We start from the raw sequence: 21,237 nt of genomic DNA, 5'->3' as shown, positions 1-21,237 counted from the left end.
AATATTTATTTCGTTCATACGGAGGATTAATACAATGAAAGAATTCGAATTAAAATATGGCTGTAACCCGAATCAGAAACCTGCTAAAATTTATATGGCAGATGGTTCTGAACTTCCGATTAAAGTGCTTTCCGGAAGACCAGGATATATCAATTTCCTGGATGCATTTAATGGATGGCAGCTGGTAACAAACCTGAAGAAAGCGACAGGACTTCCAGCAGCTACATCTTTTAAACATGTATCTCCGGCAGGTGCAGCAGTAGGGCTTCCACTGACAGAGACACTGGCAAAGATTTACTGGGTTAATGATATGGACTGGAAGAATTTTTCTCCATTGGCATGTGCTTATGCGAGAGCCCGTGGTGCAGACAGAATGTCTTCTTTCGGTGATTTCATTTCTCTTTCTGATGTTTGTGATAAAGATACAGCACTTCTCATCAAGAGAGAAGTATCTGATGGTGTCATCGCACCTGGATATACAGAGGAAGCACTGGAAATTCTGAAACAGAAGAAAAAGGGCAACTACAATGTTATCCAGATTGATGAGAATTATGTACCGGCTCCGCTGGAGCATAAAGAGGTATTTGGAGTAACTTTCGAACAGGGACGTCAGGAACTTGTCATTGACGATGAAATGCTTTCCAATATCGTGACTGAGAATAAAGAACTTACAGAGGAAGCAAAACGTGACATGAAGATTTCTCTGATCATTCTGAAATATACACAGTCTAACTCTGTATGCTTTGTAAAAGACGGACAGGCAATCGGTGTTGGGGCAGGACAGCAGTCCCGTGTACACTGCACAAGACTGGCAGGACAGAAGGCTGATAACTGGTTCCTTCGTCAGTGTCCAAAGGTGCTGAATCTGCCATTTAAGGACAGCATTTCCCGTGCAGAGCGTGACAATGCCATTGATGTTTATATCGGGGATGAATATATGGATGTACTTGCTGATGGTATGTGGGAGAAAACTTTCACAGAGAAACCGGAAGTATTTACAAAAGAAGAGAAACGTGCATGGCTGGATCAGATGACAGATGTTACTCTTGGATCTGATGCGTTCTTCCCATTCAGTGATAATATTGAGCGTGCGCATAAGAGCGGCGTAAAATATATTGCTCAGCCGGGTGGATCTGTGCGTGATGCGGATGTAATTGATACATGTAATAAATATGGAATGGCAATGAGCTTTACTGGAATTAGATTATTCCATCACTAAGAAATATAAAAGGGACGTGCGAGACAAATAAAGATCGTGGGTGTGGTTTCGGAGTTTAAGAAAAAACTTTTTCTAAAACTTATGCAAAAGCGCCCACGATCTTTATTTGTCTTGCACTGGTATTGAAGATGGGAGATAGTGAATAATATAAGAGGTACTATAAAAGTACTATAAGAAATAATGTAAGAACCTGGTAGATGATAAAATAAAAAGAACCAGCAACAGCTGATTCTCTAAGAGCGATAGACGGGGCTCGAACCCGCGGTCTCGACCTTGGCAAGGTCGCGCGTTACCAACTACGCCACTATCGCATTTATTATTTCTTGCTGAAACAGTTACCTCAGCGACAAAATATATACTACTATAAAAAGTTCTTTTTGTCAAATGTTTTTTTCACTTTTTTATAAAATTTCAAATATATATTTTTCTTTGCGTATCAGGGAATATAAAATCTGAACATTTCGTGAAGTCTGAAGAAGGAAAATTGCAAAACATCAGGGGCTGTGCTATGATTAACAAATGCAAAGAAGTTCCTGTGTAAATAGTGGACAGGAATGAAAAGCAATAAAGGAGATGAAATTTAGTCATGAAGAAAAGACTGATGATGCTGACGCTTTGTTTTTCACTGATGGTTCCGACTACGGTATCAGCGAATATCCTTGATTATGAGGGAACGATCAATGCGTATAAGCAGGACAATAAAACTCCACAGATTTTTGAAATTGATGATGGCAACGGTAAGAAGGTGACTGCAGTTGCCAAGGCAGATACAGTTTCTATATCCGTCAAGTATACATATATAAGATCTAATCCGGGAAAGGATGCCGGAAAATTAAAGAAAGTATATCTCGGAACAAATGTGGAGCGTGTTGCTGTATGTGATAATGGCTGGAGCAAGGTAACTTACGAGTACAAGAATAAAAAGGGAGCACAGAAGATCATCGGGTATGTCAGAACAAAGAATATCAATGACAGTGACCAGGTGAAAACTGCAAAGGGTACTTTTACAGCATTAAAAGACAGTGACATTCTGGATTATCCGGGTAAGAAAGATGGAGAGGTAGTAGGTGAGGTTATCCAGGAGGATGAGATCAAACGTCTTGCTACGGTAAATGATATCTGGAGTCAGATTTCCTATAAAAATGATGCGGGAAAGAATACGATCGGATATATTCCTACCAATGTGCTGGAGAATGTGACAGATACGCAGGAGAGTGAAGAGGAAACGAAGATTGCAGAAGTTGATGGTCAGGAAGCAGGAGTGATCCATAAGAGTGAAGGCAAAGGGGTATTTGCGGATGCTGTAGAAGGTGTGACTGCAGATAAGGGTGAAGCTGTTAATGGAGTACAGATCGGTACTCCGGTTGCAGTATCTTCTGATGCAACTTTGAAGCCACTGGGAACATTTAAGATCACACATTACTGTCCTTGCAGTATCTGCTGTGGTCCATGGGCAAATGGTGTTACAGCGTCTGGTGTGACTGCGACAACCAATCATACGATTGCAGTAGATCCGTCTCAGATTCCATATGGATCAAAAGTCGTAATCAATGGACAGGTTTACGTTGCAGAGGATTGTGGTGGTGCGATCAAGCAGAACTGTATCGATATTTACGTTGCGACTCACCAGGAAGGCGAAGATAAGGGCGTATATTATACAGATGTATATTTACTTCAGTAAAACTGAAAAAAAGACAACATAGAAAATCCGACAGGAGCATTCTCACTTCTGTCGGATTTTTTATGTTGATCAAACGTTTTTAGCAGTCAGAGAAATTTGCCTGAAGAACTCTCTCTTGCGTATTATGCGTTTTTCAGTGCCTGTTCAATATCAGCAATAATGTCTTCTACGTTTTCAATACCAACGGAGAGACGGATCATTCCAGGTGATACACCGGCCTCTACAAGCTGTTCATCATTCATCTGACGATGGGTATGGCTTGCTGGATGCAGGATCATAGTCTTGGATGCAGCCACATGAGTAGCGATAGTAGCAAGTTTTAAGCTGTCCATAAATCGTACCGCAGCTTCTCTGCCACCTGTCAGTTCAAAAGAAATAACACCACATGTTCTGCCACTGTTCATGTATTTCTGAGCTAGTGGATAATATTTGTCATCCGGAAGTCCGGCATAGTTTACGTGAGATACCTTTTCGTGGGCATTCAGGAACTCTGCGATTTTCTGTGCGTTATAGCAGTGGCGCTCTACACGAAGCGGAAGGGTTTCCAGCCCGAGATTCAGCAGGAAGCAGTTTGTTGGAGAAGGAATGGAACCCAGATCACGCATCAGCTGAGAAGTTGCCTTTGTAATGTAGGCTTTTTTTCCAAACTGTTTGGTGTAGACAACGCCGTGATAAGATTCATCCGGTTCTGTCAGACCATGATATTTGTGTCCATAGGCATCCCAGTCAAAGTTACCACTGTCAACGATGGCGCCGCCGACCTGTACAGCATGTCCATCCATATATTTGGTTGTGGAATGGGTAACGATATCTGCACCCCATTCAAAAGGACGACAGTTTACAGGGGTTGCGAAGGTATTATCTACGATAAGCGGAACTTCATGCTCATGAGCAACCTTTGCGAATTTCTCGATATCCAGAATTACCAGTGCAGGGTTTGCAATGGTTTCTGCAAAAAGTACTTTGGTGTTCGGACGGAATGCAGCAGCGATTTCTTCAGGTGTTGCATCTGTGTCAACAAAGGTACAGTCAATACCGAGTTTCTTAAATGTAACAGCAAGGAGATTGAACGTTCCTCCGTAAATAGTGGAAGCTGCGACAACGTGGTCACCTGCTTCGCAGATATTGAAGACGGCATAGAAGTTAGCTGCCTGTCCGGAGGAGGTAAGAATTGCGGCAACACCGCCCTCCAGATCAGCAATTTTTGCTGCTACAGCATCGTTGGTCGGGTTCTGCAGACGGGTATAGAAATATCCTTCTGCCTTCAGATCAAAGAGCTGGCCCATTTCATCAGTGGTATCATATTTATAAGTGGTACTCTGATAAACCGGGAGTGCACATGGTTCCCCCTTAGATGGAGTGTAACCGGAATGGAGACATTTAGTCTCGAGTTTGAAGTCACTCATGAGATAGTTTCCTTTCTTATGTTAAATGTTGCTTCAATAAAACGTTGTATTAATATTGGGAAAATATTGATGATATTGATACAAAATTTCATGATAGTCATAAAAAGATTATAACGCTGAAAATTAGAGAAGACAACAAAAAAGATAATAAAAAATGCTCAGGCTTTTTCTAACCAGTCATGAGATAAAAGATAACAAAAAAATGCCCAGGCTTTTTCTAACCAGTCATGAGATAAAAGATAACAAAAAAAAATGCCCAGAGCCGGAATCGAACCAGCGACACGAGGATTTTCAGTCCTCTGCTCTACCAACTGAGCTATCTGGGCATTTGGTATGTGATATGTTTACCACGAGTTTTATAATAGCATATAGATTGTTTGAATGCAAGCAAAAATTTAAAATTTTGCGAAAAAAGAGAAAATGGTGGAGATATACCTTATCTGGCCATAAGGTATATCTTTTCCATATCTTTCATATTGAGCTGTTTGAATACGCCAATGGTGCGGGTATCTTCAAAGCTGCATTTGAATGCAAGGTCATGGATTTCCTGCTCAGTGAGGTCAAGCCCCAGTTCATGTAAACTGGTTGGCATTTCCACGGAACGGAAAAAGTTTTCCATTGCTTCAATTCCAGCGAGGGCTGTTTCTTTATAGTCGGTTCCACATGGGATATCGAATACGTTAGTTGCGAATTGCGCAAAACGTTCCGGGTTTACTTCGTAAACGTAACGGGCCCAGCTTCCCCAGATGGCGGCGAGCCCGGCACCGTGGGTGACATCGTAGACGCCGCCAAGTTCGTGCTCAAGCTGATGGCAGGCCCAGTCACCACCGCCTGTGCCGCATCCGGTCAGGCCATTGTGGGAGAGGCTTCCGGCCCACATGATTTCTGCCCTGGCACTGTAGTTGTCTGGCTCTTTCATGAGAATGCGGGCATTGTAGATGACTGTCTGCATGAGAGATTCGCTGATACTGTCGGTAATCTCCATGGTTTCAATATTTACGAAGTAGCGTTCCATGGTGTGCATAAGGATATCTACACAGCCGCTTTCTGTCTGATACTGAGGGAGTGTGTATGTGAGGCGTGGATTTAAGATGGCAAATCTGGGTCTGCAGTAATCAGTTTTTGCGCAGCCTCGTTTTTCTTTGGTTTCTTCGTTCGTGATAACGCTGGAACTGCTCATTTCACTTCCGGAAGCTGCAATTGTGAGGACTACGCCGATAGGAAGGCAACCTGCCGGAGTTGCCTTTTTCAGACAGAAATCCCATACATCTGTATCCGGGTTTGCAACGCCGTATCCGATTGCTTTGGAGGAATCGATAACACTTCCACCGCCTACAGCCAGGATGAAATCTACATTTTCTTTTTTACATAAATTAATTCCTTCATAGACTTTTGAAAGATGTGGATTAGGTACAACGCCGCCCAGAGTAACATATTCAAGTCCTGCTTCTTTCAGATTAGCAGAAATCTCACTGATCAGCCCGGAACGTACAGCACTTTGACCGCCATAGTGGATCAGCACTTTTTTTGCTCCATATTCTTTCAGCAGAGAACCTGCCTGAAGGTGGGTATCTTTTCCAAAGATGACGCGGGTTGGTGTATAATATTCAAAATTTCTCATAATATCTAAATTACCTCCGATGATTTAACAGACTGTCTGTTAGCTGTAATGCTATATAGATATGTAGGTTTCACAAACAGTAAGCTGGCAAACAGTACCAGTGAATAATGTTTCGTTTATAAGTACAATAGTTACTGGCCGTGTTTTGTTATTATCAGTGAAAACGGGGACAGTAACGTACAATATTATTAAAGCAAATAATAGGAAAATAGTCAAAAAATAATAAAAAATTTAAAAATATATTAAAAGACAGGAAAAGAATGGCTGCGCTGAAATGTATCTATAAATTTCTTCACAGATACCTATAATTTTCTACACACCTAAATTGGAAAGACAGAAATTTATAGATTTTGGACAGAAAATTTTATGGGCATTATGTGAACGGAATGTTATGATAAATACACTTAAATATACAAAGTGAACAAAAAAAGGAGGAAATAAGAAATGAAGAAAAGAATGTACAAGATTATGGCACTTGCCATGACAGCAGCTATGGTGGTACCTATGGCAGCACAGACAACTGCATTTGCAGCTGACGACAAAGAAATTACTTACTGGAACATCGCGGTAGAGAGCCCGGACAAAGATATTGTTACCGCAGCAGTAGATAAGTTCAACAAAGAAACAGAGTCAGGCTACACAGTAAATCAGGTATCCATCCAGAACGATACATACAAAGAAAAACTTGTTATCGCTATGAGCTCTGGTGAATGCCCTGATATGTACTCAAGCTGGTCAGGTGGCCCAATGTACGAATACATTGATTCCGGATTTGCTCAGCCGATCGATGATCTTCTTGATCAGTCTGATATCAAAGATAAACTTCTGGATGCAGCTATCGAGCAGGGAAGCTACAACGGACATGTATATGCAATCCCATATCTGAACGTATCACTGGCTGGTATCTTCTACAATAAAGAGATGTTTGAACAGTACGGACTGGAAGAGCCGAAAACATTAGCAGATCTGGAGAACATCTGTGCAACATTAAAAGAGAACGGAATCACACCATTTGCACTTGCTAACGGATCTAAATGGACAGGTTCCATGTACTTTATGTCTCTGGCAGCTCGTTATGGCGGACTGGAACCATTCCAGAATGCAGTTGCAGGAACAGGCAAATTTACAGATGACTGCTTCATCAAAGCAGGTGAGAAGATTCAGGAGTGGGTTAACAACGGATACTTCCCGGATGGTGTAAACTCCTTAAGCGAGGATGACGGACAGGCTAAGCAGTTAATGTATCAGGAAACAGCAGGTATGCTGCTCTGCGGATCATGGTATACAGGAACATTCCAGTCTGACAGCGAAGAATTCTACCAGAAGATCGGCTGGTTCCCATTCCCTGCAATCGACGAATCTGACGCTGACTCTACAATCCAGATTGGTACTGTAGGTGACCAGTTCATTTCCTTCAATTGCGAAGGTGACAAACTTGCAGCAGCATTCGAGTGTGCAGCAGACCACTTATCAGACGAAGTTGCTGATATCACATACTCTAACAACAAGATTGTTCCTGTAAAAGATGCAGGCGACCACATCACAGACCCTGTTGTAAAAGAAATCTTTGATGCAGCTGAAAACGCATCCTCTATCCAGCTGTGGTATGACCAGTATCTGCCAACATCTGTTGCATCCGCACATCTTGATGGCTTACAGGAAGTATTCGGTCTGACAAAGACTCCACAGGAAGCACAGGAAGAAATGCAGGCAGCTATGGATGAATATTTAAGCACTAAATCTGATTCCAGTGCAGCTGATGACACAGAAGAAGCAGCAGATGACGCAGCAGCAGAGGAAGATGCTGAATAATCTTTTAAGGTAAAGCAGGCATTCATTCTGACCTGAGTAAGGTGAGAAAAGAAGGGTCTGCACATGTTAAAAGTGCAGACCCCTTCTTAATATGATAGAAAATTATGTCGCTGAAGCGACCCGTCACAGGAGGGAAATCCTGTAAGCAGGATTCTTTTTTGGAAAAATATGTGAGCACACAGAGCGTGCTTGAAAAATCATTTCAATGTCAAACTACATATCAGACAGCATGTCAGAAAATATATAAAAACCATCTCAGAAATATATCTCTAACATATTCCGAAAGCATTTGTCAAACATACTCTGGCACACGTTAGGTCAGATGATCAAATATCAGAAAGTATTAAAAAGGAGGCACTAAAATGAATGAAAAAGGGATATCTCTGGCTCAGTTAAGACAGAGAAAAACACGTCAGACAGCAGCACTTTTTCTGGCACCTGTTATCATTTTATTAGTAGTATTTATCGCGTATCCGATTATTGATACATTTATTACAAGCGGATACCAGTGGAATGGTATTTCCGCAGACAAGAAGATGGTAGGACTTGCAAACTGGGCAAAACTGATTAAAGATACAAAATTCTGGACAGCATTTAAGAACAACGTTATTATCATGATCTTATCTATCATTATCCAGATTCCGTTAGGACTTGCAATGGCAACATTCCTTGACTTTGGCGGTAAGAAACTTACAATTTTCAAGGTTATCTGGTTTATTCCAATGCTTATGTCTTCTGTTGCAATTGGTTTCCTTTTCACATATGCACTTGCAACAAACGGAGGTATTGTCAGCACAATTTCCGGATGGTTCGGAGGGGGAAATATTGACCTTCTTGGTAATCCGAAAGTAGCATTGATCACAGTTATTCTTATCATTGCATGGCAGTTTACACCATTCTACATGGTTTACTTTATGGCTGGTTATACAAACATCCCATATGATGTATTTGAAGCAGCAAGAATCGATGGTGCTACAAGAGGACAGTATTTCTGGAAAATTGCGCTTCCACTTCTGGTTCCGTCAATTAAGAGTGCAGCTATCCTTTCAATGGTTGGATCTCTGAAATACTTCGATCTGATCTATGTTATGACAGGTGGCGGTCCTGGTACTGCTACAGAGCTGATGGCAACCTATATGTACAAAGAATCATTCAAGAACTTTAACATGGGTTATGGCTCAGCCATTGCAGGAGGTATGTTTATTCTGATTACAATGGTATCTATGATTACTATGAAACTTATAAACGGAAAACAGGAGGATTAAAGGATGGACAGCTATAAGAAAAGTAGAAGAAAAAGCATCATAGCCTGGGTCATTGCTTTTGTTCTTGCTATCGGTGCAGCAATTGTATCATTTACACCTTTTATATTCATGGTGCTGAACTCATTCAAAGAGAAATTTGAGATGCTTACCAAGGGTGTATTCCAGCTTCCTGATCAACTGAACTGGTCTAACTACACTGAGGTACTCACAGGCGGATTTGCAAACTATTTCAAGAACAGTGTAATTGTTCTGGCAATCTCCCTGATCCTGTTACTGTTTATTTCAGCATGTGCTTCTTACCCTCTGGCAAGATTTAAATTCAAAATGGCACAGCCGATCTACGCGATCATCGTAGCATGTATGTCAATCCCTGTACATATTACATTGATCCCTGTATTCAAAATGTCAAAGTCAACAGGACTTTATGATACAATCTGGTCACTGATCGGACCGTACATCGCATTCGCGGTTCCGATTTCTGTATTTATCCTGACCAGCTTTATGAAAGAGATTCCGAGAGAAATTGAAGAGTCCGCTGAAATTGATGGATGTGGAAAAATTCAGATGTTCTTCTCCATGATCCTGCCACTTTCCAAACCTGGGATGGCAACACTGGCAATCTACAATGGTGTAAATATGTGGAATGAGTTCTCATTCGCAAATACACTGACACAGTCCGCACAGAATCGTACACTGCCACTGGCAATCTGGGAATTCCAGGGACAGTACTCCATGAACACACCAATGATCATGGCAGTTCTTACATTAACACTTTTACCAATGGTTATCATGTTTATTGTCTTCCAGGATAAACTGGTAAAAGGTATGACAGCAGGTGCTGTAAAGGGGTGATTCTTTCCGCAGAATCTGTTGTGTCCATTTACCGTTGAACATGGTATGATATTAAGGGGGCAAAATTTTTGCCCCCTAATCGTGTACACGAGTATATGTGAAATTATATGACAGACGAGGAAAGACGACATGAACAAATGGAAAACGAAATTCGGCCGCTGGAAATTTGATAAAAAAATACTTTTGCTTGTAACCGCCAGTATTCTTATTGTAACACTGACGGTTGCAGGTGTTTCCCTGACTTTTTCGCTGGCATCGATGAAAGAGCAGTCGATAGAACTTCTACAGATGCAGAACAATACAGTCGCAGAATCTTTTCAGGGATCCATGGATTCATATAAAGAAATCGTATTGGGTACGATTATGGATGATTCTGTACAGAATTACTGCAGGCAGGTGCAGAGAAATGCGCTGAAAACAGCAGATATTAATGCAGTTTACAGTAAGCTTGAGAATCTGAATAATATGTATGAGAGTCTGAACTTTGCTGCTATTGTCAGTTCGGATTATGAGAGTTACTACTATAGGGGAAAAGGTTCTTTGTCAGTAACACAGTTTGAAGAAGTGTATCCTCAGGCATATGATAAAAGTAAATATGCGCAGAAAGGAACTCTGAAAGTTTCCTATAATAATGATTATTATAAAGGGAACAGATACACACTGAGCCTGTATTATCCGCTATATGATACCAGAAAAGTATCTGATGCCCAAGGTCTTCTGTGTATGAATTTCGATGACCCGGCAGTACAGAGGATGCTGGCTGTGGGAAATTCTTCAGCGGAAACAAGAGTGGTTGACACAGGCGGAATGGTTCTGCTTTCGAAGGATAAAGAGGAGACAGGCCGTTATGTAAATTACATAGATGAGATGGAAAATGGGATACAGATATTTACAAAGAATGGAAATATGTATGTATGTCAGAAAATAAAAAACTGGAACTATTATGTGGTTAGTTCGATTTCATCGTATAAACTGATGGAATCCGGATTCCGTACAATCGTTGTTGTGATCATTGTTCTGATCATAGTGCTGATCACTGTAAGCATTATTATAAGAATTTTGGTCAAGAAGATGTATCAGCCTCTTGATAAGGTAGTATCCAAGATGGATCATGTTGCAACAGGATCCCTGAGAACACGAATTAATGTGGATAATATGGGAGAAGATTTTACCAAATTGGCGGTCGGCTTTAATTCCATGATGGACGAGATCGAAGTACTGATGGAACAGGTAAAACTGGAACAGCATCAGCTGGAGCAGATTCGTTTTAATGCCCTTCAGTCGCAGATCCAGCCGCATTTCCTGTATAATACACTGGAATGTATCCACTGGCAGGCGATTGCTGAAGGAAATAAAGAAATTTCCACAATGGTAAAAGCACTTGCGAAGTATTACAGGATCTGTCTCAGCAAGGGACACGATGTGATACCAATCAGAGAAGAGATAGAACACATCAGAAATTATATGATCATCCAGAACATGAGATACGACAATATTATCGGAAGTGAGATCGTCGTGGAATCTCGGGTGGAAGAAAGCCTGATACCGAAGCTGACCCTGCAGCCTTTGGTAGAGAATTCCATTTACCATGGAATGAAAGTAAAAGAGGGAAAAAAAGGTACGCTTTATCTTACCGCATATAAAGATGGGGATGAAGTTGTGATCAAAGTATCAGATACCGGTACAGGAATGAGTCAGGAACAGATAGATGAAATGAATGAACAGCTCTCCAGATATGAGGATTCCTTCGGATATGGAGTGCGGAATGTAAACAAGAGGATTGAACTTCTTTTTGGTGAAGGATATGGGCTTCATTATCAGAAGAATGATTCGGGTGGGGTAACTGTCGTAATCCATCTGCCATATCAGACAGAAATCAAAAAGAACACAGCGGGAGGCGAGTGGACGTGTGTATAGAGTACTGATAGTTGATGACGAAAAAATGATACGCATGGGTATGAAAAATGCCATAGACTGGAAGAAACTGGGAATTGACGATGTCTTTACTGCTGCGTCAGGAAACGAGGCTTTGAAGATTCTCAAAGAAGAAGGCCCTGAAATTATGGTTACAGATATCCAGATGACAGAAATGACGGGTCTGGAACTGATCAAAGCGGCCAGAGAATTAGTACCTGAACTGCGTGTAATCGTACTTACAGGTTTTGATAATTTTGAGTATGCAAGAGAGAGTCTGCGGCTTCAGGTGCAGGACTTTTTCCTGAAACCGATTGATGAAGATGACTTTTTCGAGGCAATAGAAAAGCAGATAAATGAACTGAAAAAACAGGAGAATGAAGAAAGATATCAGGCCAGAATGTGGAGGTCTCAGGGATCTGTAGTTCAGATGAGGCTGGAGCAGTGCATGAGAAATTTGGTTCATGCGAAGGCAGATAACGAGATGCAGTTATACATTCTGCAGAATGATTTCCAGTTTGATGTTAAGCAGAAAATGAGCCTGATCCTTCTGGAACAGGGTATGTATACAGATCAGCAGAACGATGAAAAATTTCGTGCAATGTCTGTTAAAAATGTCTGTATGAGTATGGTGGATTCCCAGAACAGAGGAATCACATTCACAGATGATGACGGTACAATCGCGATTGTCTGTTTTGAAAAGAATGATGATGACAGCGTCCTGGAACAGATAGAAGAATTGTCGGATGTGCTGAAGGATGAATTTGAATATAAACCAAAGATTACAGTTGGAAGTACTGTGCAGGGGTTTGAAAACCTGGCAATATCCTACAATGATGCCAGATATCTTCTGGAACATGAAAAAAAGAATATTCAGAACATTATACAGACAATGGGAGCTCAGAATAAGAAGAAAATCTTCTGGGAAATCTATGCAGAACTGCGAAATATCATGATCACCAATATAGGAACTCCAGATTATGTGCTGAAAGCATTTAACACCTTTTCTAAGGCAACGGAATCCTACAATCTTACTCCTGCTGCTGTGCGCAGATGTTGTTTTGAGATTGCCTCCTCTCTGATTTTTTCATACATGGAAGAATCGTGTGAGGTGGAAGAAGGAAAGCTGGATGCACTTTCCAGGAGTCTGGCATCAGCAGGAAAAGAAGAAGCCTGTGAGATTACGAGAATGTTTATTGAGCAGCTTATTGGAAAAGATGAAGAGAATGTACATTATACCATTTCCAATGCCAAACACTATATAGATGAGCATCTGGCAGAGGATATTTCTGTTTCCAATATTGCAGCAAATCTTTATATCACACCGAATTATTTTTCGAGATTATTTAAGAGGATTACCGGTGAAGGTTGTAACGAATATATTGTCAGAAAGAGGATCGAAAAAGCGAAAAGCCTGCTGGAAACTACCAGCATTAAGACTGGAAAGATTGCTATGATGGTAGGATACAGGGATACAAATTATTTCTCTCTGGCATTTAAGAAACATACAGGAAAGTCACCGACAAAATACAGAGAAGAAATGCAGAATACATAAAGCACTTTTAAACACACTCTGGTATAGCGAAATTAAGTATCAGACGAACAAATATCAAACTATATAATACAGGAGGATCTAGAATGAAAGACCACAGAAAAGAAAGAGCAGAAGCAAGAAAAAAAGCAGAGAAACTGGTATCTCAAATGACGCTTCTGGAGAAGGCTTCCCAGTTAAAATATGATGCCGCCCCTGTGAAAAGACTGGGTGTTCCGGCATACAATTACTGGAATGAAGCACTGCATGGAGTGGCCAGAGCAGGTGTGGCAACCATGTTCCCACAGGCAATTGCGATGGCTGCAGTATTTGACGATGAAGAGATGAAAAAAGTTGGCGATATCATTGCAACTGAGGGAAGAGCAAAATACAATGCATATTCTGCAAAAGAAGACAGAGATATTTACAAGGGTCTTACTTTCTGGTCCCCCAATGTAAACATTTTCAGAGATCCGAGATGGGGCAGAGGGCATGAAACCTATGGTGAGGATCCATATCTGACGTCCAGACTTGGCGTGAAATTCGTAGAAGGAATCCAGGGTGACGGACCTGTAATGAAAGCGGCAGCATGTGCAAAGCATTATGCAGTGCACAGCGGTCCGGAATCGCTCAGACATGAATTTGATGCACAGGCAAGCATGAAGGATATGTGGGAAACATATCTTCCGGCTTTTGAAGCGCTTGTAACAGAAGCGGATGTTGAGGCTGTAATGGGTGCTTATAACAGGACAAACGGAGAACCCTGCTGTGCACATAAATATCTTATGGAAGATGTCCTGAGAGGAAAATGGAAATTCGAAGGTCATTATACTTCTGACTGCTGGGCAATCCGTGACTTTCATGAACATCACATGGTAACTTCCACACCAAGACAGTCCGCTGCTATGGCATTAAATGCAGGCTGTGACCTGAACTGTGGAAATACATATCTTCATATGATGGGAGCTTATCAGGATGGACTGGTAACAGAAGAGAAAATTACAGAATCCGCAGTAAGACTGCTGACAACCAGATATCTGCTGGGCCTGTTTGACGGAAGTGAATATGATAAGATACCGTATAGTGTGGTAGAGTGTAAAGAGCACATTGATGAAGCTCTTAAGATGGCAAGAAAGAGCTGCGTACTTCTGAAGAATGATGGAGTTCTTCCGATTGATAAAACAAAAGTAAATACTATTGGTGTCATCGGCCCGAATGCAAATAGCCGTGCAGCTCTTATTGGAAATTATCATGGAACATCTTCAGAATATATTACTGTTCTTGAAGGAATCCGTGAAGAAGCAGGTGATGATGTAAGGATCCTTTACTCTCAGGGATGTGATTTATATAAAGACAAAGTTGAAAATCTGGCATGGGATCAGGACAGAATTTCTGAGGCAGTAATTACAGCGGAAAACAGCGATGTAGTCATACTCTGCGTAGGTCTTGATGAGACTCTGGAGGGAGAAGAAGGAGATACCGGAAACAGTGATGCATCCGGGGACAAAGTTGATCTTCATCTTCCGAAAGTACAGGAAGAACTGATCGAGAAAGTAACAGCAGTAGGAAAACCTACCATCGTAGTTCTGATGGCAGGAAGTGCGATTGATCTGAATTATGCGCAGGATAACTGTAATGGAATCCTTCTTGCATGGTATCCGGGAGCAAGAGGCGGACGTGCAATAGCAGATCTTCTCTTCGGAAAAGAATCTCCATCAGGAAAACTTCCGATAACCTTCTATAAAGACCTGGAAGGAATGCCGGAATTCACAGATTACTCTATGAAAAACAGAACTTACCGTTATATGGAAAAAGAGGCACTTTATCCATTTGGATACGGACTTACATACAGTGATACCTGCGTAACAGAAGCAGAGGTTGTCGGTGAAGTATCAGCAGAGTCCGATATCATGTTAAAAGCAACTGTTAAGAACAATGGAACAGTAGATACAGATGAAGTTGTTCAGGTGTATATCAAAGACCTTGATTCTCCGCTTGCAGTTCGTAACTACAGTCTCTGCGGATTTAAGAGAGTATCTCTGAAAGCGGGAGAAGAGAAATCTGTAGAATTTACAATTTCTAATAAAGCAATGAATATAGTTGATGAAGATGGAAATCGTTACATCGCAGGAAAACATTTCCGTTTATTTGCAGGAGTATCCCAGCCGGATGCAAGAAGCGCAGAACTGACAGGACATAAGCCGGTTGAAGTTGAGATCACACTTTAACAAAATTTTATCCACTTGACTATTTAAACAGATCAGGTAGGCCACCTGCGTAGACTGTGAAAAGCAGGCAGGGGGACAAAATAAAAAGCCATATCATATATGGACAGGAGGAACACAGACATGAAAAATAAAATTAAAAAAATATTACTTCTTGGAATGACAGCCATGTTTACTGCTGGCACGGCAGGTACAGCAGTTATATCCTGTCCTGTATGGGCAGATGAAACAGAAGACGCAGCAGAGGAGTCTGAGGCTGCAGAAGAAACAACAACAGGAGATGCCGGAGACGAAACTGCAGATAAGGCAGAAGATACAGCGGAAACTACAGAGCTGAAGAATGTAGAACATCCAAGAATGTCCACCTATTCCATCCGTAGCTTTTCCATTGTAAAGGACGGCGAAGAAGTATTTCAGATCAAACAGGAACCGGCAGATTATAAGATGGATTTCGACTACTGGGAGATCACCAATCCTTATGATGAGATTGCAACAGTAAACACTGAGAATATGTATGAAATGTTTGGAGTACTGGTTGACTTTGATCTCAGTAACGGTGTTGATGCGGCAGATGCAGATACCGGACTGGATAAGACACAGACTTATTTTACCGTAGATTTCGTAAACACAGTCAATGACGATACCGCCAGAGAAACACAGGACGCAGATGCAGCAGCAACAATCCTCATCGGAAATACAGATGATAACGGTGATTATTATGCATGTGTAAAAGGATATGAGGATGCAGTTTATCTGCTTCCCAAAGAGTCTGTGAACAGCCTTCTGGAACTGAAACCATTTAATCTGCTTCTGAAGATCCCGGCACTGGTAAATATCGATACACTTGACAGCGTAGACATGAATATTGGGAAGAAAACCTATACAATGAAGCTGGACGGTGGAGATTACAAGTTCGGTAAGAAGACTGTAAAGAAAGAGAAATTTACGGAACTGTATCAGGCGATTCAGAGTGTAATGCTTGATTCTGAGATTGAAGAGACAAAAGATGCAGCAGATAAAGAAGAAGTCCTGACTGTAACATTTCACAGAAACACAGAGGAAGCTCCGGAAGTAACTCTGAAATATTACACATACGATGATACTTATGATAGTGTGGAAATCAATGGAACTGAGAGATTTCTTGTAAAGGCTGAAGATGTAGATGCACTGGTGAAACAGATAAAAAAAGCATTTTAATCAATAAACTGCTGAGCAGTTATTGGGTTATGTTCAAGAGGAGCAGAGGATGATTTTATCTGCCTGACTAAAGAGATATAGATATTGTAAACAGTAAAAACGGATTGCGAAGCTCATATTGAGCGGCAATCCGTTTTTGCGTTATATTGTTTGATTTTTTATGGCTTTGTTAATTGGAAATAGCGATTACTCTCCTTGATAGTTGAACCAGTCAAAGTCAGCATAGTTAGTACTTGGCTGATGATTGGAACTTGTATACATACCAATGTATGTTCCGGTAAATCCGTTATTTACTACAGAGCTTAACAGAGAAGCATCCAGTCCTCTGACAAGCGGGATCATCTCCTGCTCTGTGTATCCATAATAGAAATCATAATCAGTAGTATTTCCCTGAACACTGAGGTAGAGGCGTTTTACATCTTTAATCTCGGTTTCTGCGAGCAGAGATTTGCTGCCATTTTCTGTTTTGTAAGCCTGAAGGAAAGGTCTGTCGTTTTTCTGGGTTAATACCATGAGATAATGGAAACGGTCATCCTGCACAAGGGCAATTCCTGCCTCTTCATTTTTATTTGCAGGGGTAAATTCCATAGCTGTTTTTGCCAGGAATACTTTATGACGCTGTCTGCGGCCTACGAAAGAAGGAAGGCAGATCTCATTCATAACTTCTTTTCTTGTATACAGACGCAGATATCCAAAACGGTCTGCCAGAGAATAGATTGGTTCAACTGGCGGATGAATGGTGTTCCACTGCATCAGCAGAGTATTGCATTCAAAGTTATCAGATTCAGGCATTAAAGGATAAATAGTTTTAGGCAGATCCGGAAGGCGGTCTTCGGTCTGGACAAGTCCTGTTTCATTGTCGACCATAGGCCATCCGTCCTCTGCCCATACGATCGGAACCATAAAGGTTTCGCGTCCAAGATTGTAATGACCTCCCTCATATGCACGTACAGCAAGAAGAACCATCCACCATTCACCATTCTGAGTTTCTACGATATCTGCATGTCCTGTTACAGAAATCGGGTTTAACAGAGGCATATGTCTGTGAGTAACGATCGGATTTCTCGGGCAGATCTCATAATCGCCCTGGATAGTGCGGCAGCGAGCCATCTGCACACTGTGATTTACGAAAGTGCCGCCTTCTGCAACGAGAAGATAATACCAGCCATCTTTTTTATAAATATGTGGAGCTTCAATCCATTTGCTGCGTGTTTTTACACCGTCCCAGATGATATAACGAGGTCCTTTGAACTGGAAGGTTTCCGGGTCAAGTTCATTCAGATAGATACCATGATGTCCTTCGTAAAGGCAGTCCGGGCTGATATAGTTGCCCACATACCACAGAGAGCCGTCATCATCAAAGAAAAGACTGGAATCGATTCCGTCTGCACCTTTTACAACAACCGGATCACTCCAGGGACCTGCAGGATCTTTCGCTGTAATAATATAATTGTCACGGTCTGCTTCACGTCCTGCAGATACGAAAGTGTTGATAATGTAATAAGTTCCATCATGATAACGGATACTCGGAGCCCATAATCCCTCAGAAGTCTCGCAGTTCTTATAGTCAAGCTGTTCAGGTCTGTGAATCCCATGCCCGATCTGCTCCCAGTGAACCAGATCCTTACTGTGGAAAATTGGCAGTCCCGGATAGTAGACAAAAGATGAAGTGACCATATAGTAATCCTCCCCTACACGGCAGATAGAAGGATCTGGATAAAAACCGGGAAGAAGAGGATTGTGATAAGTTTTCTTGAGCATAAAAAGAGCCTCCTTTATTATAATGAGTGTTTTTACCATAACGCAGAATGCCTGTAATGAAAATAGAAATAAGTTTCATTTATATAGAAAAAAGAGCACAGTTTTATATAGCAAAATTCTGGACAAAACCGTCAATATAGTATATTGCCGCACCGACAGCTGCCGCTTCGGTAGGGTAATGGCAGGGATGGATAAAGCTTCCATCATTTTCAAATGGATTGAGTTCAAGTGCTTTTTGGCGGAAGTCTTCTATATAGTCAGAGATGTATGCGCCTACATTTCCTCCAAGTATAATGTCGCAGTCAAAACACATGCGAAGGTTATTGACTGCAATTGCCAGATGATCCATATAGTCATCAAATACATTGCGCAGTCCCTGGTTGGATTTTATCTGGTTGAAAAATTCTTTCAAGTTGCCGTGCGTAAAATCAGATAATATATTAGAGGAACAATATGCATCAAGACATCCGTAACGTCCGCAGTAACAACGTTTGCCATGTGGAATAATAGTCATATGTCCAAACTCACTGCTTCGGTTATGATCTCCCGTATAAAGTGTTTTTCCATTCATATTTGCGCCGCCGATACTGCTGCTCAAAGAAAGATAAATCACAGAATTCGTATAATTCCCTTTCCAGCTTTCAGCCAGGCCCGCAGAGTTAGAATCATTAAAGAACAGAAAAGGGGCATGGATATATTTTTCCAGTTTGGAATATATATCGGAGGACAGAGGGATGACGGTAGCATAACTGACAGTCTTATGGTCGGTTCCAAGGAGTGCGGGCAGTGAAATACCAACTCCAAGTAAACGGGAGCGGTCAGAAATATTCTGAGAGATGATCTGTTCCAAATGTTCGTTGAGAGCAGAAAAATAAGAATCACTTTCTTCGAATGCAATCCGTATTCTGAGGCTGTCAATAAGGTTCAGAGCAAGATCAACAAGAACTATGGAAAGATGGTTCCTTGTGATATCAATACCAACAGCATAGCGGGCGTTCGGTACACAGCAATAAATAGATGGTTTTCGTCCGCCTGTCGATTGAAATTCTCCGGCTTTATGAATCAGTCCCAGTTCCTGAAGGGTATTCAGATTTTGAGTGGTGGTAGGCAGGCTGATGTTCAGAAGTCTGGAAATTTCCTGTCTGGAAATTTGTCTGTTTTGATAGATAAGCCGATAGATCTCTTCAATATTTTTATTACGTACAATTGTTTCGTCCATATTCAAATTCTCCTGATTTTATATCTGATTGGATTGACAGTGATAAAGTGACTATATTTTAACATTATTGTTTGGCAAAAACCATGGATTTCTAAAACTTAAATAAAAAATGTGAAAAAGTGTAAAAATACTTAAATAAAAAAAATACAAAACATAATAGAAAAAACATCAAAATATACAAAAATATAGAATGATATTTGTATAAACGTACAGACTTACATAAAAATATTGACATAACTTATATAAAATAATATACTGAAGATATCAAAGAACAAATTAAAAGTGAGTCGAAATATAAAACAAAAAGGAGAGCAAAGAAATGACAATGCAGAAAGGTGCCTTTATGAGGGGCATAGATAAAATGGTTATCAAAGAAATCCCGGTTCCGGAGATTGGGAAAAAGGAAGTCCTGGTATCACTTGAATATGTGGGAATCTGTGGATCGGATGTTCACTATTTCCATAATGGATGTTGTGGTTCTTACAAAGTAGATTTATCTGAAGACTATATGCTTGGACATGAATGCGCAGGAACTATTGTGAAAGTTGGAGAAGAAGTAGAGAGGTTGAAGGTTGGAGACAGAGTAGCATTGGAACCTGGAATTACATGCGGAGAGTGCGAACAGTGTAAGTCAGGTCATTATAATCTGTGTCCGGATGTTGTCTTTCTGGCAACACCTCCAGTGCAGGGATGTAATGAGGAGTACATAGCTTTTCCGGAGAATATGTGTTTTAAACTTCCAGATAATGTTTCTACAAAGGAAGGTGCTCTTATTGAACCACTTTCAGTAGGGTTTTATGCTTCTGAACAGGGTGGGGTTAAGACCGGAGATACTGTTGTAATTCTTGGTTCCGGATGTATAGGACTTGTGACGCTTCTTGCATGTAAAGCACATGGAGCTGGTAAGATTATTGTAGCTGATCTTGTAGAAGCACGTTTGCAGAAAGCAATAGAGCTTGGTGCAACAGAGGTGATTAACAGCGGAAAAGAAGATGCGCTGAAAAAGATTGAAGAACTTACAAACGGACGCGGAGCCGATGTTGTTTTTGAGACTGCAGGTTCACCGGTTACAATTGCTCAGACTCCGTTTATTGTACGAAGAGGTGGTACGATCACTTTAGTAGGAATTTCCGCAAAAGAAGAGATCACCTATAATTTTGCACAGATCATGGATAAAGAGGCAACCATCAAATCTGTATTCCGTTACAGAAATATTTATCCAAAGGCAATCGCAGCAGTATCAAGTGGTGCGATCAATGTAAAAGGAATTGTAACACATGAATTTGATCTTGAGCATATTCAGGATGCATATGATGAAGCGGTCAATAATAAAACAGATCTTGTAAAGGCTGTTATCAAAGTAAAATAGAAAATGGAAATGTAAAAACCTCCTGGACTGATGCAAAAATGAACATCTGTCCGGGAGGTTTTTTATGACAGCACATTTTTTTGAGAATTGTAAACTAAAATTATCCAAATAAAAGAATGGATTTTTTGCATGAATCGTAGTATAGTAACAGTAGCTGTTAGTTAT

General features: G+C 40.9%; 14 protein-coding genes and 2 tRNA genes. 10 read left to right on the top strand and 6 right to left on the bottom strand.

From position 1 onward, the window contains the following. The first annotated feature begins 34 nt into the window (after positions 1-34). Positions 35-1,219: a phosphoribosylaminoimidazolecarboxamide formyltransferase gene (locus ACTNES_RS07185; protein WP_216460324.1), complete on the top strand. Its 1,185-nt coding sequence runs from the start codon at positions 35-37 to the stop codon at positions 1,217-1,219. A 238-nt stretch (positions 1,220-1,457) separates the two neighbouring features. Here ACTNES_RS07185 and ACTNES_RS07180 read toward each other — a convergent pair. After that, positions 1,458-1,530, bottom strand: a tRNA-Gly gene (locus ACTNES_RS07180). A gap of 275 nt (positions 1,531-1,805) precedes the next feature. On the opposite strand from ACTNES_RS07180, the gene ACTNES_RS07175 reads away from it, so the two are divergent. Beyond that, entirely contained in the window at positions 1,806-2,900 is a 1,095-nt protein-coding gene (locus ACTNES_RS07175; protein ID WP_291811356.1) for a 3D domain-containing protein, read from the top strand. 122 nt (positions 2,901-3,022) lie between these two features. Here ACTNES_RS07175 and ACTNES_RS07170 read toward each other — a convergent pair whose 3' ends face one another. The 3 genes from ACTNES_RS07170 to ACTNES_RS07160 all read right to left on the bottom strand — a co-directional run bounded on the left by ACTNES_RS07170 (position 3,023) and on the right by ACTNES_RS07160 (position 5,927). After that, positions 3,023-4,306 carry an O-acetylhomoserine aminocarboxypropyltransferase/cysteine synthase family protein gene (locus ACTNES_RS07170; protein WP_216460326.1) on the bottom strand — a complete coding sequence of 428 codons (1,284 nt, stop codon included), beginning with the start codon at positions 4,304-4,306 and terminating at the stop codon, positions 3,023-3,025. Positions 4,307-4,559: 253 nt separating this feature from the next. Further along, positions 4,560-4,632, bottom strand: a tRNA-Phe gene (locus ACTNES_RS07165). A gap of 110 nt (positions 4,633-4,742) precedes the next feature. Continuing rightward, positions 4,743-5,927: an iron-containing alcohol dehydrogenase gene (locus ACTNES_RS07160; RefSeq protein WP_291811361.1), complete on the bottom strand. Its 1,185-nt coding sequence runs from the start codon at positions 5,925-5,927 to the stop codon at positions 4,743-4,745. A gap of 444 nt (positions 5,928-6,371) precedes the next feature. On the opposite strand from ACTNES_RS07160, the gene ACTNES_RS07155 reads away from it, so the two are divergent. From ACTNES_RS07155 to ACTNES_RS07125, 7 genes are all read left to right on the top strand, one after another. Then, positions 6,372-7,739 carry an extracellular solute-binding protein gene (locus tag ACTNES_RS07155; protein WP_291811364.1) on the top strand — a complete coding sequence of 456 codons (1,368 nt, stop codon included), beginning with the start codon at positions 6,372-6,374 and terminating at the stop codon, positions 7,737-7,739. 362 nt (positions 7,740-8,101) lie between these two features. Beyond that, the gene (locus ACTNES_RS07150; RefSeq protein WP_291811366.1) at positions 8,102-9,004 is read left to right on the top strand and encodes a carbohydrate ABC transporter permease; all 903 of its coding nucleotides are present in this window, start codon (positions 8,102-8,104) and stop codon (positions 9,002-9,004) included. Positions 9,005-9,007: 3 nt separating this feature from the next. Then, the gene (locus ACTNES_RS07145) at positions 9,008-9,856 is read left to right on the top strand and encodes a carbohydrate ABC transporter permease (protein WP_441039028.1); all 849 of its coding nucleotides are present in this window, start codon (positions 9,008-9,010) and stop codon (positions 9,854-9,856) included. A gap of 129 nt (positions 9,857-9,985) precedes the next feature. After that, entirely contained in the window at positions 9,986-11,773 is a 1,788-nt protein-coding gene (locus ACTNES_RS07140) for a sensor histidine kinase (RefSeq protein ID WP_300336003.1), read from the top strand. Beyond that, the gene (locus ACTNES_RS07135) at positions 11,766-13,325 is read left to right on the top strand and encodes a response regulator transcription factor (RefSeq protein ID WP_441039027.1); all 1,560 of its coding nucleotides are present in this window, start codon (positions 11,766-11,768) and stop codon (positions 13,323-13,325) included. Before ACTNES_RS07140 ends, ACTNES_RS07135 begins: the two co-directional genes overlap by 8 nt. 83 nt (positions 13,326-13,408) lie before the next feature. After that, a complete protein-coding gene (locus ACTNES_RS07130; protein ID WP_291811376.1) occupies positions 13,409-15,529 on the top strand; it encodes a glycoside hydrolase family 3 C-terminal domain-containing protein in 2,121 nt (706 codons plus the stop codon). Between the two features lie 120 nt (positions 15,530-15,649). Beyond that, positions 15,650-16,723, top strand: a complete 1,074-nt coding sequence (locus ACTNES_RS07125; RefSeq protein ID WP_291811379.1) for a hypothetical protein — start codon at positions 15,650-15,652, stop codon at positions 16,721-16,723. A gap of 186 nt (positions 16,724-16,909) precedes the next feature. Here ACTNES_RS07125 and ACTNES_RS07120 read toward each other — a convergent pair whose 3' ends face one another. Both ACTNES_RS07120 and ACTNES_RS07115 read right to left on the bottom strand, forming a co-directional pair. After that, positions 16,910-18,484 (bottom strand): glycoside hydrolase family 43 protein, encoded by a 1,575-nt coding sequence (locus tag ACTNES_RS07120; protein WP_291814999.1) that lies wholly within the window; start codon positions 18,482-18,484, stop codon positions 16,910-16,912. A 103-nt stretch (positions 18,485-18,587) separates the two neighbouring features. Beyond that, positions 18,588-19,703, bottom strand: coding sequence for an ROK family transcriptional regulator (locus ACTNES_RS07115; protein ID WP_291811385.1), 1,116 nt, complete (start codon positions 19,701-19,703; stop codon positions 18,588-18,590). Between the two features lie 319 nt (positions 19,704-20,022). On the opposite strand from ACTNES_RS07115, the gene ACTNES_RS07110 reads away from it, so the two are divergent. Further along, positions 20,023-21,072, top strand: a complete 1,050-nt coding sequence (locus tag ACTNES_RS07110) for an NAD(P)-dependent alcohol dehydrogenase (protein WP_216460336.1) — start codon at positions 20,023-20,025, stop codon at positions 21,070-21,072. Positions 21,073-21,237: the final 165 nt, after the last annotated feature.

Source organism: Blautia sp. HCP3S3_D9 (assembly GCF_052063845.1).
In the GTDB taxonomy this organism is placed as follows: Bacteria; Bacillota; Clostridia; order Lachnospirales; family Lachnospiraceae; genus Blautia_A.
This window is presented reverse-complemented; position numbering and strand designations above follow the sequence as displayed.